Source organism: Phenylobacterium sp., from assembly GCF_041920015.1.
Classification (GTDB): Bacteria; Pseudomonadota; Alphaproteobacteria; order Caulobacterales; family Caulobacteraceae; genus Phenylobacterium.
Genome location: NZ_JAYRST010000003.1, coordinates 1 through 16780, shown reverse-complemented (window position 1 = coordinate 16780; position 16780 = coordinate 1). Strand labels below are relative to the sequence as shown.

Genomic DNA, 16780 nt, shown 5'->3' with positions numbered 1-16780 from the left:
CGGCCGGACTGGGCTATGAGGCGCGCGCCGTGAATCGCTTCGCCTCCACAGAGCCGAACCGTTTGCGCCGCGTCTGGCTGACGCTGGCGATGCTGGCGGTCGCCTTGAAGGTGATGATCCCGGCGGGCTTCATGACCGCCGGGCCGCAAGAGGCCGACCTGCCGTTCGCCTTGGTGCTCTGTACGGCCCAGGGGGCGGTGACTGTCGACCCCGGCGATCTGCCGGGTCATTCCGATGACGCCCCGACCGAGCGGCATGACAGTCCTTGCGCCTTCGCCGGGCACGGCGCCCCGCTGTCCCTGCCGAACCTGATCGACGCCGTCCGCGTCGAGTTCGTCGCCTATCGGGCGCCGGCCGCAGTTCCGGTCCGCCAGGCCGTCGCGCCTGGCCGGGGCCTCGCGGCTCCGCCGCTGCCGGCCAGAGGGCCCCCCAGCCTGCTGATCTGACGACGCGGCGGCCGATGCCGTCCGCAACCGCCCGCGCGGGCGGCGTTTCGCCTGCGCGCAGCTCAGCTTGCACATGGCGCCTGCGTGCGCCGAAGGACCTCCGACATGAAATCCCTCCTGCTCGCCTCGGGCGCCGTTCTGGCGCTGGCGATTCCTGCCTGCGCCCAGGCCGATGAAGACGTCACCGTCGACTCCGTGATCGTCACCGCGCGGCCCGATCCGGAAGACCCGCCCGTCGTCGCCGGCGCCCGCAAACGCCTTTCCGAGACGCCTGGCGCGGTCTCGGTGATATCGGCCGAATCCTATGAGAAGCGCTTTGCGCTGGCGCTCGACGACATGCTGCGCGATGCGCCCGGAGTGTTCGCCCAGAAGAAATGGGGCGGCGACATCCGGCTCTCGATCCGCGGCTCGGGGATCGGCAACGCCAACCACAATCGCGGCCTGCTGCTGGCCCAGGACGGCCTGCCGCTGAACGAGGCGGACGGTTATGGCGACAGCCAGATCGCCGATCCTCTGCTGGCCCGCTACACCGAGGTCTATCGCGGAGGCAACGCCTTGCGTTTCGGCGGGGCTCTGCTGGGCGGGGCGGTCAATATGGTCACGCCGACCGGGCGCAACGCCGGCTTCGACAATCGGGTCCGCCTCGACGGCGGGGCGTTCGGCATGCTGCGCGAGCACTTGGCGCTCGCCCGCCGGTCAGGCGACTGGGACGTGTACGCCGCGGCCACCAACCAGACCGGCCAAGGTTGGCGTCCGCAGAGCCAGCAGAACCTCCAGTTCGCGACCCTCAGCGTCGGCCGCAGCCTTGGCGAGGATCGCGAGGCCCGACTGATCGTCAGCGGCGCCGACATCGCCCAGGAAATCCCCGGCGCCTTGACCCGCGCCCAGTTCGACGCCGACCCACGCCAGGCCGCGGCCGGCAGCTACGCCAACGATCAGGGGCGCAACATCCGGGCCTTGCGCGGATCTCTGCGCGCCCGCTGGCGGATCGACGAGCATCTGGCTGTCGAGTCCGGCGCCTATGCGGTCTGGAAGGACCTCGACCACCCGATCTTCCAGGTCATCGACCAGCAGAGCCGCAACTATGGCCTGTTCGCGCGCCTGGAATGGCAGGGAGAGGTCGGCGGCGCGCGCGCGGACGGTTTCGCCGGCGCCTGGCTGCGCAAAGGCGATCTTGACTCCAACTTCTATGAGAACATCAAGGGCGCCCGGGGGCGGCCCACCTCGATTTCGCTGCAGAACGCGCAGGGCGTCGACCTGTTCGCCGAGGGGCGGCTGTTCGTCACCGAGCGGCTGGCGGTGGTGGCCGGCGCGACCTGGGGGCGGGCTGCCCGCGACTATCGCAGCTTCGTGGTTCCAGGCGTGTCGACGACTTTCGATCTGACGGCGTCAAAGGACTACGAATGGCTGGCCCCACGGGTCGGCCTGCTGTGGGAGGACGAACATGGCGTCCAGGTCTTCGCCAACCTCACCAGGTCGGTGGAGCCGCCGAACCACGGCTCGCTGTCGCCCTCCGGCAAGGGCTTCGCCCCGATCCAGGCCCAGGAAGCCTGGACGTTGGAGGCCGGGACACGCGGTCGACGCGGGCCGCTGGTCTGGGACGTGACGCTCTATCGCGCCCGCCTGGACAAGGAACTGCTGCAGTACGCCGTCGGCCCCGACATTCCGGCCTCGACCTTCAATGCGGACAAGACGGTCCATCAAGGCCTGGAGGCGGCGCTGGACTGGGCGATCACGCCGCAGGTGCGGCTGCGCCAGACCTACACCTGGTCCGATTTCCGTTTCGACGGGGACCTTTACTACGGCGACAACCGCCTGCCGATCGTGCCTGAGCACGTCTATCGGGCCGAACTGCGCTATTCCAATCCGGCCGGGTGGTTCGTCGCCCCGTCGGTCGAATGGTCGGCCTCGGACGCCTGGGTGGATTTTGCGAACACCGTCAGGAGCCCGTCCTATGCGATCCTGAACCTCAACGCCGGCTGGACGCTGAACCCGCGCGTGGCGCTGTTCCTCGACGCCCGGAACCTGACCGACGAGGCCTATGTCTCCAACGTCCAGGCGCAGATTCAGGCGAACCCCGCCTCCGCCGCCTACTGGCCGGGCGATGGGCGTGCGCTCTTCGCTGGCGTCACCCTTGATTTCTGACCTCGAACTTGGAGACCCGACCATGAGAACCGTCATTCTCGCACTCGCCGCCGGCGCCGCGCTCGCCGCCTGCAGCCCCAAGGCCCCGCAGCCGCAATCCAGCGTCGCAGTGACGGAGGCCTGGTGCCGTCCGACTTCCGAAGGCGCCTTGACCGCGGCCTGCTATCTCACCCTGACCGCGACCGCCGACGATCGGCTGACCGCGGTCGCCACGCCCCTCGCCGAGCGCGGCGAGATCCACGCGATGGACATGACCGACGGCGTGATGCGCATGCGCAAGCTGGACGATGGCGTGAAGCTGCCGGCGGGGACGGCAGTCAGCCTGCGCCCGGGCGCCGAGCACCTCATGCTGATCGGCCCCCGGCAGCCGCTCAAGGAGGGCGAGAGCATCGGCCTGACCCTCAGCTTCGCCAAGGCCCCGGCCCAGCAGGTGGAGGCGCCCGTCCACGTCGCCCCGCCGGCCGCCGGGGATGCGATGGGCGGCATGGACCATTCCGGCGGCCATCACTGAGGCTCCGACAGCGCCTCGCCGGCCATCGCCAAGGTGACGGTCGCCAGCCGCAGCGGGGCAGGGCGGTGGCTGATGAGGATCAGGCCCTGGCCGGTTCTCGTCAGCCGTGCGGCTAGGGCTTCGATGACGGCGGCTTCGGTCGCCGGGTCCAGGCCCTCCGTCGGTTCGTCGAGCACCAGCCAGGGCGCGGGACGGAGCAGGGCGCGGGCGAGGGCCAGGCGACGGCGCTCCCCGCCCGAAAGGATTTCGCCTCCATCGCCCAGCCAGGCCTGCAAGCCGCCGGGCAGGTTTCGGACCCGCCCGGCCAGTCGCGCGTCTTCCAGCGCGGACCAGAGCGTGGCCTCCGGGGCCTCGGGCGCGCCGAGCCGCAGGTTCTCCTCGACGGTTCCGGTGAGGATGCGTGTGTCCTGCGGCGCCCAGGCGAGCAGCGACCGCAGGCAGCCGGAGGGAAGGTTCTCCAGCGGCGCGCCTCCGGCGGCGAGCGCGCCGGGCGAGGCTGGGCGCAGGCCGAGCAGCATCTCGACCAGGCTGGTCTTGCCGCAACCGGAGGGGCCGACGAGCGCGAGCCGGTCGCCGGGGGACAGGTCATGGCCCAGGATGCGAAGCGTCTTGTCGGCGGGGTGGCCTGCGACCGGCGCCGAGGGAGCCGCGATGGCGGCGTCCAGCCGTGCGATGGCCGCATCTGCGCCGCCCTGGTCGCGCGCGGCGCGCAGGACGCCGGCCGCCGCCTCGATCGCGGCGAACGCGGCCAGGACGGCGAGCGCCCGGAGTGGGGTTGAGGCCGACGCCGACAAGATCGCCACTGCTGCGAGCAGCAGCACGGTCGCCGCCGCTTCGATCACATCGAGCAGCGCCTCGCGATCGCGGCGCGCCAGGATGGCGCGCGATAGGGCCTGATCGTGCGCCGCCACCGCGGCGAGCGCATGGCCGGTGAGGCCAAAGCAGCGCAGTTCGGCCGTGGCCGGAGCATAGGCGCCGAGTGCGTTCTTCAGGCGGCCGACCTGCCGGGCCTGTGCGGCCGATGGGGCCGCCGTCAGCCGTCCGGCCAGGTAGCGCAGGACGAGCACCTGTGTCGCAAGGCCGGTCAGGAAGACTACGGCGGCGAGCGGCGAGGCCAGGGCGATGACGCCGCCCGCCGCGCCGGCGCCCGCCCAACCGGCCCAGGCCGCCGAGCGGCGGACGAAGAGCGTCTCCACGGCGTCGACGTCCTGGACCAGATGGGCCGAGGACTCGCCGCCCGAGAGCGTGAGGCTGCGTTGCGGCGGCGTGGCGGCGATGGCGTGGAAGAGGGCCGGCCGCAGGGCCGCCAGGGCATGGAAGGCGGCGCGATGGGAGAACAGACGCTCACCGTAGCGCCCCGCAGTGCGCGCGATGGCCAGGCCTCGGAGCCCGGCGCTGGGCAGCAGGTAGTTGAAGCCCTGGACGGCGAGCGCTCCGCCCAGGCCCGCCGCAGCCGCGCCGGCCAGGAACCATCCCGAAAGGCCGAGCATCAGGGTTGCGCCCGCGGCCGCCAGCGCAGCCGCGAACCCGGCGATCAGCAGGTCTGCGCGCCGCCGGCGTGTTTGACCCTGTAGGAACGCGCGGATCGGCGACGGCGCGCTCATGCCAGCCTCACCACATGGTCGGCGATGGCGGCCAGCCGTTCGGAATGGGTCGCGACCACTACCGTCCTGCGCCCCGCCGCCTGGGGGATGATGTCGAGCACCTGGGCCTCGGCCTTGGAATCGAGGTCCGCGGTCGGCTCGTCGAGGATCAGCAGCGGTGCAGGCTTCAGGAGCGCGCGGGCCAGGGCGAGGCGGCGGCGCTCGCCGCCGGACAGCCCCGATCCGCGCTCGTCCAGCCGCGTATCGACCCCGGACGGCCGTGCGGCGAGCGCCGGTGAGAGCCCCACATGGTCCAGCATCTGCAAGGCTTGCGCCCGGCTGGCGCCTGGGGCGGCGGCCAGCAGGTTCTCAAGGATGGTCATCGGCAGGAACACCGGCGCCTGGCCTGCCCAGGCGCAGAACTGCGCCGGATCGACGGCGGCGTTCGGCGCCAGGCCGGATATCTCGACCGAACCAGCCGACGGTGAGGAAAGGCCGGCGATCAGCGCCAGCAGCGAGGACTTGCCCGAGCCGGTGGGGCCGAGGATCGCGGTGATCTTGCCAGCCGGAATTTCCGCATCGATCGGGCCGATGGAAAGGTCGCCGAAATCCTGGCGCACGCCGCCGAGCCGAACCGAAGGCGCGCCTGCGAGCGCGGGCGCAGCCAGGGCCGGCGTGGCGCGATGGTTCAGCAATTCGCTCAGCCGGGCTGCGGCCGCTTCCCCCACCTGCCGCTCGTGATAGGCGCCCGCCAGCCGCCGCAGGGGCGCGTAGAATTCCGGAGCCAGCGCCAGGGCGGCGAAGGCGCTCCTGAACTCCAGGCTTTCCGGCGCAGGGAAGGGGAGCAGGCCCAGCAGGCTGAAGCCGCAATAGACCGCCACCAGGGCGACGGCGAGCGCCGCGAAGAATTCCAGCGCCGCGCTGGAGATGAAGGCGATACTCAGGACACCCAGGGTGCGGCGGCTCACCTCCTCGGCCGCACGGGCGACGCGGCGCGCCTCGCGCTCTTCGGCTTCGAACGCCAGGATGAGGGGGAGGGCGCGGATGCGGTCGACGAAGTGGCCCGACAGCCGGGCGAGCGCTTCGAACTGGCGCCTCGACGCCGCCGCTGCTGCGCCTCCGGCCAGGGCGAGGATCGCGACGAACGGGATCAGCGTCGCCAGCATGATTCCAGCGCTCACCGGGCTGGCCAGGGCTGCGAAGCCTGCGACGATGATCGGTCCCAGGCGCGCGTCCTGCTCGGCTGGGCGATAGCGGCGATAATAGCCGTCCAGCGCCTCGACCTCGTCGACCGCCGCGGCGAGGCGTTCCCCGACGGCCGCATGCTCGCCCCGCTGGCCGCTCAGCAAGGCGCGAACTACGTCCTGCCTGACCATGGAGACCGCGCGCCGAGCGTGGCGGGAGGCCAGGCGCGTTTCGCACCAGCCCGCGGCCGCTCGCAGCCCAAGGCCGGCGAGCGCCGCGGCGAGCGACCAGGGCGCGGGGTTGGTGAGAAAGGCTGCGAGGCCGAAGGCGAAGGCGGCTGCTCCCCCCGCATTGACGAGGCTCAGGATCGCAAAAGCTCGACTTGGCGTTGAGGTCTTTTGGCTCCAAGATTTCAGCGCCGCGCGCGCTGCGGCCGAACTTGTCGGATTCATGCCGGGCGTCTGCGCTGTTGCGTTTCCCAGCCTGCAAGTTCATGGCCTGGGTGTCGCGCAGACTGCGCCGGCAAGGCAAAGGACCGCGCCATGGACATGGGTGTCGTCGAGCTCTCGCGTTTCCAGTTCGCGCTCACCGCGATGTACCACTTTCTCTTCGTGCCGCTGACGCTGGGACTGTCGTTCCTGCTGGTCATCATGGAGAGCATCTATGTGATGACCGGCCGGCCGATCTGGCGGACCATCACGCGATTCTGGGGGACGATCTTCGGCGTCAACTTCGTGCTGGGCGTCGCCACCGGCCTGACCATGGAGTTCGAGTTCGGGACCAACTGGTCCTACTATTCGCACTATGTCGGCGACATCTTCGGGGCGCCGCTGGCGATCGAAGGGCTGATGGCCTTCTTCCTGGAGGCGACCTTCGTCGGGCTGATGTTCTTCGGTTGGGACCGGCTGTCGCGCGTGGGGCACCTGTTCACGACCTTCATGGTCGCGCTCGGCTCCAACCTTTCGGCGCTGTGGATCCTGATCGCCAACGGCTGGATGCAGAACCCGGTCGGAGCGGTGTTCAATCCCGACACCATGCGCATGGAGGTGACCAGCTTCCGGGAGGTGCTCTTCAACCCGGTCGCCCAAGCCAAGTTCGTCCACACCGTCAGCGCGGGCTATGTCTGCGCCTCGGCCTTCGTGCTGGGGATATCGGCCCTGATGCTGCTGCAGAACAGGTGGCCGCGGGTGGCCAGGCGCTCCTTCGCGGTCGCCGCATCGTTCGGTCTGGCCTCGGCCCTATCGGTCGTGGTGCTGGGGGACGAGAGCGGCTACGCCCTGACCGACAACCAGAAAATGAAGCTCGCCGCCCTCGAGGCGATGTGGGAGACCGAGCCGGCGCCCGCCGGCCTGACCGCCTTCGGCATCCCCAGCCTGGCCGACCGCAAGACCCATGCGGAGATCAAGATCCCCTATGTCCTGGGCCTGATCGCCACGCGCAGCATCGACAAGCCCGTGCAGGGCATCTTCGAGCTGGTCGCCATCGCCGAGACCCGCGTCGAGAACGGGGTGAAGGCCTATGACGCGCTGGAGCGCGTCAAGGCCGATCCGGCCGATATCACCGCCCGCCAGGCCTTCGAGGAAACCAAGCACGACCTCGGCTACGGCATGCTTCTGAAACGCTACGTCGCCGATCCGAGGACCGCCGACGCCGCTACGATCCAGAAGGCGGCCTGGGATACGGTGCCCAATGTGCCGGTCATGTTCTGGGTGTTCCGCATCATGGCGGCCATCGGCTTCCTGCAGATCGCGGTGTTCGGCGCCGCCTTCCTGCTGGTGGCCATGCGACGATACGAGACCAAGTGGCTGCTATGGACGGCTGTGGCCATCATGCCTCTGCCCTGGATCGCGATCGAATCGGGCTGGTTGCTGGCCGAGCTGGGCCGCCAGCCCTGGGCCGTGGACGGCGTCCTGCCGACCTTCCTGGGCGCGTCCAGCCTGACCGTCAGCCAGCTCTGGACCACGATCATCGGCTTCACCGTCATCTACACCATGCTGGCGGTGGTGGAGGTGGGCCTGATCATCCGCATCGTCCGACGAGGGCCTTACGCCCATCACGACGATCCGGAACCCGATGCGGGCGACGTCGCCCGGCTCGCAGCCCAATAGGAGGTGCGCCATGGACCTGCCTCTCGACTATGCGACGCTGAGGATCATCTGGTGGGGCCTGATGGGCGTGCTGCTCATGGCTTTCGCAGTCACCGACGGCTTCGATCTCGGCGTGGCGACCCTGCTGCCGTTCGTCGCCCGGACCGATGGCGAACGGCGCATGGTCATCAACACCATCGGCCCGACCTGGGAGGGCAACCAGGTCTGGTTCATCCTCGGAGGCGGGGCGATCTTCGCCGCCTGGCCCTTCGTCTATGCGGTCAGCTTCTCGGGCTTCTACCTGGCGATGTTCGCCGTGCTCGCGGCGCTGATCCTGCGTCCGGTCGGGTTCAAGTATCGCTCCAAACGGCCCTCGAAGACCTGGCGCAGCGGCTGGGACTGGGCGCTGTTCGTGGGCGGCTTCGCGCCGGCCCTGGTGTTTGGCGTCGCGGTCGGCAATGTGCTGCAAGGCCTGCCGTTCCGGCTCGATGGCGACCTGCGTTCGACCTACGAGGGCGGCTTCCTCGGGCTCTTCACGCCCTTCACCCTGCTGTGCGGACTGCTGTCGGTGGCCATGCTGGTCACCCACGGCGCGGCCTGGCTCACCATGAAGGCCGAGAAGGGCGTCGTCCGTGACCGCGCTCGGACGATCGGCACGGCGGCGGCGCTGGTCTCGATCCTGCTCTTTGCGGGCGGCTATGCGTTCACCGCCTTCGGCTCGCTCGGCTTCCGCCTGGAGGGCGTGGCCGACGCCGCCGGCCCCTCCAATCCGCTGCGTTCGTCGGCGGTCGCGGCCCCCGGCGCCTGGCACGACAACTTCGGGGCCTATCCGTGGATGTGGATTGCGCCGCTCGCCGGTTTCCTGGGCACAGGCCTCGCCCTCTTCGGAATTCGCGCCGGCCGCGAGGCGCCGGCCTTCGTCGGTTCGTCGCTGGGCGCGTTGGGAATCGTGGCCACCGTGGGGCTCTCGATGTTCCCGTTCATCCTGCCCAGCAGCATCGATCCGAAGTCCAGCCTGACGGTCTGGAACGCCTCCTCCAGCCACATGACGCTCTTCGTCATGCTGGCGGTGACGGTGGTCATGCTGCCGATCGTGCTGATCTACACCGCCTGGGCGTTCAAGGTGATGTGGGGCCGCTCGACGGTCGAATCCCTGTCCAGCAACCCCGACCTCTACTGAGGAGCCTGCGGCATGTGGTATTTCACCTGGGTTCTAGGTCTCGGTCTGGCGGTCGCCTTCGGCATCCTCAATGGCATGTGGCATGAGTTCCACCTGCTCGAAGGCGGCGACCAGGGCGAGGACGACGCGCCGGACGCCTGAGCGCTTTCAGGCTTCTGTCAAGTCAGCAACTGGGCGATGGCGTCGACCAGGCCGACCGCCGTCACCGGCTTGGACACATGCAGGTTCGCGCCCGCATCCAGCGAATCGAGTTGGTGCTGACGCATGGCGTTGGCGCTGAGCATGATGATCGGCGTGCGCGTCCCGTCGAGCGCTTCGCGGCGACGGATTTCCCGCACGGCGCTGAGACCGTCCAGCACCGGCATCTGCATGTCCATCAGGATGACGTCGAAACTGCCGGCTTCCAGCGCGGTCAGCGCCGCGGCGCCGTCGTCCACCTGGGTCAGCAGGGCGCCCAGCGGCTGCAGGATCATCTCGACCACCAGCCGATTGACCGGATGATCCTCGGCGACCAGGACGCGAAGGCCCTCGAAGGAAAGCTCCTCCGCGCCGCCGGGCCCCGCCATGGCCAGGGTTTCGGAGGCTGGTTGCAGGGGAACGCGCACCGTGAACGAACTCCCCGCGCCGGGCGTGGACTGCGCGCCGATCGTCCCGCCCATCAGTTCGACCAGCGCCTTGCAGATCGCCAGCCCCAGGCCCGTGCCGCCAAAGCGGCGCGTGATCGATTCGTCGGCCTGCCGAAAACGTCCGAAGACGTCGCTTGCGAAGCCGGCGCCGAAACCGATCCCCGTGTCGCTCACCTCCATCAGCAGGTCGTATCGCCCCGCCTGGACCGGCAGAACGTCGATCCGCGCCCGCACCTGGCCTTGCTCGGTGAACTTGATGGCGTTGGAGACCAGGTTGCCCAGCACCTGGCGCAGGCGGACCGCATCGCCGATGAAGCTCGCGCCCGCGCCTTCGCCCAGTTCCATCTCGAACCGGAGGCCCTTCTCCTCGGCCCGAAGCCGGTGGACCTCGAGCAGGCCGCCCAGTTCCCGCGCGGGATCGAACGGCGTCAGCTCGATCTCGAGGCGGCCCGCCTCGATCTTCGAAATGTCGAGAATGTCCGACAGTACGCGTTCGAGGCTGGCGCCCGAGGTCAGGATCAGTTCGGCCATGCGGCGTTGCTGGTCGGTAAGGCCAGTCCGCTCCAGCGCCGCGGCGACGCCGATCACCCCGTTGAGGGGCGTTCGGATCTCGTGACTCATATTGGCCAGGAATTCGCTCTTGGCGCGGTTGGCCGCTTCGGCGGCCTCGCGCGCCTGGGTCATGGTCTCCTGCAGCGCCAGGCGCTCGGTAACGTCGCGCGCGACGGCGTAGACGTAGTCGCCGATCCGCCGCGCGCGCCATTCCAGCCGCACATAGCCGCCGTCCTGGCGGCGGTATCGGTTGACGAAGCCGTCGATCTCCAGATCTGCGGCGATGCGGGCCATGGTGGCGTGCGAAGCGGGCAGGTCGTCGGGATGAATGAACCTCGCCATCAACTCGCCCTCAAGCTGTTCGCGCCGGTAGCCCAGCAGCGGCTCCCACGCCCGGTTGACGCGAACCATGCGGCCTTCGGCGTCGCGAATGACCATCAGGTCCAGCGAGACATCGAAGAAGGTCTCAAAATCCGGCGGCCCAGACCGTTCGGGCGACGCAGCGGCGTCAAGGCGGGAGGCTTCAGCCGAAAAAGGGGAATGAAACGCCGACATGGATACTCTGACACTCAATGTGTCACTTCTATCGGCTGGTCCGTAGCAACCGGTTAATGTCGGAAACCGCTGGCGTTTCCCCAAGCCCTTGAGGGGCCTGGGGAAACATGGTGCCGCCGGGCAGGATTGAACTGCCGACCTCAGCCTTACCAAGGATGCGCTCTACCACTGAGCTACGGCGGCGAAAGGCGAGGCGGGGGCTATAGCCAAACCCGCCGCCCGAGGAAAGCCCCAATATGCAGAAACTGTGCTTGACCTGTGGGCGGTCTCGTCGCACCCGGCGTTTTCATGGGAAAGCACGACAAGACGCCGCAAGATGAGCGGGAGGCCAAGCTCGCCGCCGCGCTGCGCGCCAATCTTCGCCGGCGCAAGGCCGTCCCCAAACCCCAGCCCGCACCGCCCCCCGGAGCCGACGATTCGGACAAGCGCTCGTGAAGGCGTGCGGCTTCCGCAGGCTTTCGCCGCGCGCTAGATAGCCGCCAAGGGCTGGAGGCGCGCGCGACCGCGGGTCTCGCCGACGAGGGACGAGATTGGATCGCATCGCCATCACCGGCGGCGTGCGGCTGCATGGGGAGATCCCGATCAGCGGCGCCAAGAATTCCGCCATCAAGCTCATGGCGGCCAGCCTGCTCACGGACGAGCCGCTGCGGCTCACCAACATGCCGCGCCTGGCCGACACGCGCTTTCTGGCGCGCCTGCTCCAGCGCCTGGGGACCGAGGTTGTCGAGCAGGACGGCCCGGACGGAACCGAAACCGTCCTCCACACCCGCGAAATCGTCAGCGCCTTCGCCTCCTACGACCTGGTCCGCCAGATGCGGGCCTCGTTCAACGTGCTGGGGCCGCTGATCGCCCGCACCGGCCACGCCAAGGTTTCGCTGCCCGGCGGCTGCACCATCGGGGCGAGGCCGGTGGACCTGCATCTGGAGGCCCTGCGCGCGCTGGGCGCCTCCATCGACCTGCACGAGGGCTATGTCTACGCCCAGGCGCCGCGCGGCCTGACCGGCGGGCGGATCGAGTTTCCGTTCGTCTCCGTGGGCGCGACCGAACACGCCATGCTCGCCGCCGTCCTGGCCAAGGGCGAGACGGTGCTGCTGAACGCCGCCTGCGAGCCGGAGCTCGGCGATCTGGCCGACTGCCTGAACGCCATGGGCGCGAAGGTGTCGGGCGCGGGAACCTCGACCATCATGATCCAGGGCGTCGATCGTCTGCACGGGGCGACTCATTCGGTGATCGCCGATCGGATCGAGACCGGCACCTACGCCTTGGCGGCGGCGATGGCGGGCGGCGAGGTGCGCCTGACCCGGACGCGCTGCGACTTCATCGATTCCCTGCTGGACAAGATGGTCGAGGCCGGCGTCGAGGTGACGCGCCACGCCGACGGCATGACCATCAAGCGCAACGGCGCGCGGCTGCAGGCGGTGGAGATCGAGACCGACCCCTATCCCGGCTTCGCCACTGACTTGCAGGCCCAGTTCATGGCCCTGATGACCCTGGCCGACGGTGAAAGCGTCATCAAGGAGACGATCTTCGAGAACCGCTTCATGCACGCGCCGGAACTGGCGCGGCTGGGCGCCGATATCTCGGTGTCGGGCGGCGAGGCGCGCGTCCGCGGGGTCGGCAGCCTGGAGGGCGCCCCGGTTATGGCGACCGACCTGCGTGCATCCGTCAGCCTGGTGATCGCCGCCTTGGCGGCCGGCGGGGAGACGACGGTCAGCCGCGTCTACCATCTGGACAGGGGCTTCGAGCGTCTGGAAGAAAAGCTCGGCGCGTGCGGCGCCGATGTCCGCCGCATCAAGGGCGACGGCGAGGCTGAGGAATAGGATGACCCAAGCGAGCGCCTTGAAGCTGCTGGCCGAGGATGCGGACGATCTGAAGGTGATCGCCGCCGCCCTCCAGGACGCAGTCGGCAAGATCGGCGACATTTCCTATGAGCCGCGCGCCCACCGGCTGACGCTCGCCTTCAACCGCTATCGCTGGGAAGGCGGCGGCGGAGAGCGGGTGCGGGCCGCCGTCCAGGTCGGCTCGGTGCTGAAGGTCCAGGCCCGCAAGCTGCGCCGCAACGCCAGGGATGCGGTGGTCGAACTGCTCAGCATCGAGTTCGAGCCGGGCGAGGCGCCGGCCGGGGCCTTGACCTTCACCTTCGCCGGCGGCGGCGATCTGCGCGCACAGGTCGAATGCCTGGATGTGGTGCTGGCCGACGTCAGTGCGCCGTGGGCGACGCCGCGTGTGCCGCGGCACGAGGCCTGACGGCGCCTAGAGCATTTTCCGCCGAAGTGGACGCCGGTTCGGCGCAGAAAATGCTCTAAATTCAAAGTGTTTTGAGCGTGATCCGATTCTATTGAAACGGATCACGCTCTAGCCCTGGCGGGCCTCGGCGTTTAAAGAGCGCGCCATGCGCCGTTTCTCCTTCACCGATCCCGGCTTTTCGGCCGCCTTCGCCGCCTTCGTAGACGAGCGTCGCGAGACGCCGGAAGAGGTCGACGCCGCGGTGCGTGACGTGCTGGCCGCCGTGCGGGCCGAAGGTCTGGACGCAGTGCTGCGCTTCGCCCGCCAGTTCGACCGGGCCGAGATCGACGCAACCAATATCGGCGTCTCCGCCGAGGAGATCGAGGCCGGGGCCGCCGAATGCCCGGCCCAGGTGCGCGAGGCCATCGCCTTCGCTGCCCGGCGCATCGCCGCCTATCACAGCCGCCAGCGCCCGGCCGATATGGCCTTCAAGGACGAGGCCGGCGTCGAGCTCGGCTGGCGCTGGACCCCGCTGGAGGCGGTCGGGATCTATGTGCCCGGCGGCCGCGCGGCCTATCCCTCTACCGTGCTGATGAACGCCGTGCCGGCCAAGGTGGCGGGCGTGGAACGCATCGCCATGGTCACTCCGCCGGGCCGTCTGCAGCCGGCGGTCCTGGCCGCGGCCAAGGAAGCGGGCGTCACCGAGATCTGGCGGGTCGGCGGCGCCCAGGCGGTGGCGGCGCTGGCCTATGGCGCCGGTCCCATCGCGCCGGTCGACAAGATCGTCGGTCCGGGCAACGCCTATGTCACGGCCGCCAAGCGGCGGGTCTACGGGACCGTCGGCATCGACGCCCTGGCCGGGCCGTCGGAGATCGTGGTGGTGGCCGACGCCGCCAACCGCCCCGACTGGATCGCCGCCGACCTGCTGAGCCAGGCCGAACACGACCCGGCCGCCCAGTCGATCCTCATCACCGACGACGCCGCCTTCGGCGAGGCGGTCGCCGCGGCTGTGCAGGAGCAACTCGCCTCCCTCTCCACTGGTGCGGATGCGGCCGCCTCCTGGTGCGACCACGGCGCGGTGGTGATCGCCCCGCTGGACGAAGCGCCGCGCCTGGTCGACCTGATCGCGCCCGAGCACGTCGAGTTCGCGGTCGAGAACCCCGAGCGCCTGTCCGACCGCGTGCGCCACGCCGGCGCGATCTTCCTGGGCCGGGTCACGCCCGAGGCGATCGGCGACTATGTCGCCGGGTCGAACCACGTGCTGCCGACCAGCCGCGCGGCGCGGTTCTCCTCGGGTCTGTCGCTCTACGACTTCATCAAGCGCACCTCGATCGTGAAGTGCGACGAGGCTTCCTTCGGAGTCCTGGGCCCCCACACGGTCGCCCTGGCCGAAGCCGAGGGCCTGCCCGCGCACGCCCGGTCGGCGGCGATCCGCCTCGGCCAATGAAGCTGAACGGTTTCTGACCGCCGCGGCCGCAGGGCCGTTCAGACAGCCCTCGCTAGGGTGTCCGTCATCGGGGCCGACCGGCCTCGGGCAGGATTGCAATGACGGAGACCAGCAATGCGCACTCTCAAGACTTCCAGGCTGATGCGCGGCGCGGCGGTGGCGGCCCTGGGCGGCATGATCGCGGCCGGCGCCGCCGGCGCGGCGAGCGCCCAGCCCTACCGCGCCCCGACCGGCGGCGGCCTCGGCTCGGTCGTCAGTTGCGACGCGCCGGGCGGCAAGCAGGCGGGCGGCGCTCTGATCGGCGCGCTGCTGGGCGCTGCGGCCGGCTCCAACCTCGCCAAGAACGACCGCGGCACGGGCACGGCCATCGGCGCCGTGGCCGGCGCGGCCACCGGGTCGTGGGTCGGTTGCAAGATGCAGCGCGACGCAGCAGCCCGCGGCGACTACGCCTATCAAGGCGGCGGCGCCTATCGCCCGGCGACCTATGTCCAAAGCGGCTATCGCTTGAACGGCGATGTCGCGCCGGCCCGCTATGTCCGCGATGGCGGCGCGTTCGTCGCCACCTCCACGGTCAACCTGCGCGCCGCCCCGACCACCGGCTCGGCTCGCGTGGGCGCCCTGCGCGCTGGCGAGCGCTTCCAGGCTCTGGCCCGCGTCAGCGGCAGCGACTGGGTCCTGGTGGGGCAGGGCGGCGTCGGCGTGGGCTATGTCCACGGCGCCTATGTCCAGCCCGCGGGCTATCAGTACGCCCGCTACTAAATGGGCCTGAATCGCCGGCCCCGGACGTTCGCCGTTCGGGGCCGGTCTTTTTCTGACGCCTGATTGCGGAAGATCGCACGTGGCAGGATGACGATGGGGGGCGGTTTGCAATAAAGCTCCGTCAAGCCCTTCTCCCGAACGCCATGGCCGACGAAGACCGCACAAAGCACCGCCTGCAGTCAGTTGAGATCGACGAGCATTCGCTCGCCGCGGTGTCGCGCGACCAGGAGCAGGAACGGCAGATCGCCATTTTCGATCTGCTGGAGGAAAACTATTTCGCGCCCGAAGGGGCCGAGCATGGGCCCTACGACCTGCACATGGGCCTGATGGAGAATCGCCTGGTCCTCGACGTTCGCGGTCCAGGCTACGAGAAGCGCCACATCCTTTCGCTCTCGCCCTTCCGCATGCTCATCAAAGACTACTTCATGATCTGCGAGAGCTATTACCAGGCGATCCGCAACTCCTCGCCCCAGCAGATCGAGGCGCTCGACATGGGGCGGCGCGGCCTGCACAACGAGGCTTCGGAGCTGTTGCGGACCCGCCTGCAGGGCAAGGTCGAAACCGACATCGACACCGCACGGCGGCTGTTCACCCTCATCTGCGCCTTGCACTGGCGGGGGTAGGGCGTGAGTGTCGACGCCTCCCGCCCGCGCCTGCCCGGCGCGGTGCTTTTCGCCTGCAACTTCAACCGGGTGCGCTCGCCCATGGCCGAGGCGCTGCTGAAGCGGGCGATGGGCGACCGCATCTATGTCGATAGCTGCGGGCTGCGCCGCGCCGCCGAGGACGAGGCCGGCGAGGGCGCCGACCCCTTCGTACAGGCGGTGATGGCCGAGATATCGGTCGATCTGGCCCGGCACGAGCCCAAGACCTTCGAGGACTTGACCGACTCGTCCTTCGACCTGGTGATCTCGCTGACGCCGCAGGCCCAGCACCGCGCCGTCGAGATGACTCGGGGCCGCGCCGCCGAGATCGAATACTGGCCGACCTTCGACCCGACCCTGGCCGAAGGCTCGCGCGAGGCGCGGCTCGCGGCCTATCGGGACGTGCGCGACATGCTCGCGCGAAAGATCGCAGAACGCTTCCCGCGCTAGCTATTGGCGCTCTGAGCGCGTAAAGCGCTCTGCGCTGCAATTTGTACGCTTGGCTCGCTTCGCGATTCCGCGCGCGGGCCGCTGGCGATTCAGACACCACTTGGGAGCCTGCATGGCGAAAGAAGAGCTTTTGGAGTTTCCGGGCACGGTCAGTGAAGTCCTGCCCAACGCGACCTTCCGCGTGAAGCTTGAGAACGACCACGAGATCATCGCCCACACGGCCGGCAAGATGCGCAAGAACCGCATCCGGGTTTCGGCCGGCGACAAGGTCCTGGTCGAGATGACGCCCTATGACCTGACCAAGGGCCGCATCACCTTCCGCGTGCGCTAGAGGCGGGTTGGCCCAGCCGCCGCTCCAGCCCCAGGTGCTCGCATCGGCAAGCCCCA

General features: G+C 69.4%; 16 protein-coding genes and 1 tRNA gene. 13 read left to right on the top strand and 4 right to left on the bottom strand.

Going from position 1 to position 16780, the window contains the following annotated elements:
- Positions 1-29: 29 nt before the first annotated feature.
- The 3 genes from ACE3TL_RS01270 (at position 30) to ACE3TL_RS01260 (ending at position 3102) form a co-directional block, all read left to right on the top strand.
- Positions 30-446 carry a DUF2946 family protein gene (locus ACE3TL_RS01270; protein ID WP_374576845.1) on the top strand — a complete coding sequence of 139 codons (417 nt, stop codon included), beginning with the start codon at positions 30-32 and terminating at the stop codon, positions 444-446.
- A gap of 105 nt (positions 447-551) precedes the next feature.
- Positions 552-2591 carry a TonB-dependent receptor family protein gene (locus tag ACE3TL_RS01265; protein WP_374576844.1) on the top strand — a complete coding sequence of 680 codons (2040 nt, stop codon included), beginning with the start codon at positions 552-554 and terminating at the stop codon, positions 2589-2591.
- Between the two features lie 22 nt (positions 2592-2613).
- Positions 2614-3102, top strand: coding sequence for a copper chaperone PCu(A)C (locus ACE3TL_RS01260; protein ID WP_374576843.1), 489 nt, complete (start codon positions 2614-2616; stop codon positions 3100-3102).
- On the opposite strand, the gene ACE3TL_RS01255 is transcribed toward ACE3TL_RS01260, so the two are convergent.
- Both ACE3TL_RS01255 and ACE3TL_RS01250 read right to left on the bottom strand, forming a co-directional pair.
- On the bottom strand, positions 3096-4706 hold the full coding sequence (locus tag ACE3TL_RS01255) for an ATP-binding cassette domain-containing protein (RefSeq protein WP_374576842.1): 1611 nt from the start codon (positions 4704-4706) through the stop codon (positions 3096-3098). The two genes, ACE3TL_RS01260 and ACE3TL_RS01255, sit on opposite strands and share 7 nt — an antisense overlap.
- A complete protein-coding gene (locus ACE3TL_RS01250) occupies positions 4703-6061 on the bottom strand; it encodes an ATP-binding cassette domain-containing protein (RefSeq protein WP_374576841.1) in 1359 nt (452 codons plus the stop codon). Before ACE3TL_RS01250 ends, ACE3TL_RS01255 begins: the two co-directional genes overlap by 4 nt.
- A 351-nt stretch (positions 6062-6412) precedes the next feature.
- On the opposite strand from ACE3TL_RS01250, the gene ACE3TL_RS01245 reads away from it, so the two are divergent.
- Genes ACE3TL_RS01245 through cydX form a run of 3 tightly spaced genes read left to right on the top strand, consistent with a single transcriptional unit; the run spans position 6413 to position 9278 of the window.
- Positions 6413-7978 carry a cytochrome ubiquinol oxidase subunit I gene (locus ACE3TL_RS01245; protein WP_374576840.1) on the top strand — a complete coding sequence of 522 codons (1566 nt, stop codon included), beginning with the start codon at positions 6413-6415 and terminating at the stop codon, positions 7976-7978.
- Positions 7979-7988: 10 nt separating this feature from the next.
- Entirely contained in the window at positions 7989-9137 is a 1149-nt protein-coding gene (gene cydB / locus ACE3TL_RS01240; protein ID WP_374576839.1) for a cytochrome d ubiquinol oxidase subunit II, read from the top strand.
- A 12-nt stretch (positions 9138-9149) separates the two neighbouring features.
- Positions 9150-9278: a cytochrome bd-I oxidase subunit CydX gene (gene cydX, locus ACE3TL_RS01235; protein ID WP_374576838.1), complete on the top strand. Its 129-nt coding sequence runs from the start codon at positions 9150-9152 to the stop codon at positions 9276-9278.
- A gap of 17 nt (positions 9279-9295) precedes the next feature.
- Here the strand turns inward: cydX and ACE3TL_RS01230 are convergent, their stop codons facing one another.
- Entirely contained in the window at positions 9296-10870 is a 1575-nt protein-coding gene (locus ACE3TL_RS01230) for an ATP-binding protein (RefSeq protein ID WP_374576837.1), read from the bottom strand.
- Between the two features lie 108 nt (positions 10871-10978).
- Positions 10979-11053: transfer RNA gene (locus ACE3TL_RS01225), tRNA-Thr, on the bottom strand.
- Between the two features lie 347 nt (positions 11054-11400).
- On the opposite strand from ACE3TL_RS01225, the gene murA reads away from it, so the two are divergent.
- From murA to infA, 7 genes are all read left to right on the top strand, one after another.
- Positions 11401-12690, top strand: a complete 1290-nt coding sequence (gene murA, locus ACE3TL_RS01220; protein WP_374576836.1) for a UDP-N-acetylglucosamine 1-carboxyvinyltransferase — start codon at positions 11401-11403, stop codon at positions 12688-12690.
- Position 12691: 1 nt separating this feature from the next.
- On the top strand, positions 12692-13117 hold the full coding sequence (locus tag ACE3TL_RS01215; protein ID WP_374576835.1) for a DUF2948 family protein: 426 nt from the start codon (positions 12692-12694) through the stop codon (positions 13115-13117).
- Between the two features lie 145 nt (positions 13118-13262).
- Positions 13263-14543 carry a histidinol dehydrogenase gene (gene hisD, locus ACE3TL_RS01210; protein ID WP_374576834.1) on the top strand — a complete coding sequence of 427 codons (1281 nt, stop codon included), beginning with the start codon at positions 13263-13265 and terminating at the stop codon, positions 14541-14543.
- 114 nt (positions 14544-14657) lie between these two features.
- On the top strand, positions 14658-15302 hold the full coding sequence (locus ACE3TL_RS01205) for an SH3 domain-containing protein (protein WP_374576833.1): 645 nt from the start codon (positions 14658-14660) through the stop codon (positions 15300-15302).
- A gap of 143 nt (positions 15303-15445) precedes the next feature.
- Positions 15446-15925, top strand: a complete 480-nt coding sequence (locus ACE3TL_RS01200) for a UPF0262 family protein (protein ID WP_374534706.1) — start codon at positions 15446-15448, stop codon at positions 15923-15925.
- Between the two features lie 3 nt (positions 15926-15928).
- Positions 15929-16393, top strand: coding sequence for a low molecular weight phosphatase family protein (locus tag ACE3TL_RS01195; protein WP_374576832.1), 465 nt, complete (start codon positions 15929-15931; stop codon positions 16391-16393).
- A 112-nt stretch (positions 16394-16505) separates the two neighbouring features.
- Positions 16506-16724, top strand: coding sequence for a translation initiation factor IF-1 (infA, locus tag ACE3TL_RS01190; protein ID WP_111458197.1), 219 nt, complete (start codon positions 16506-16508; stop codon positions 16722-16724).
- Positions 16725-16780: the final 56 nt, after the last annotated feature.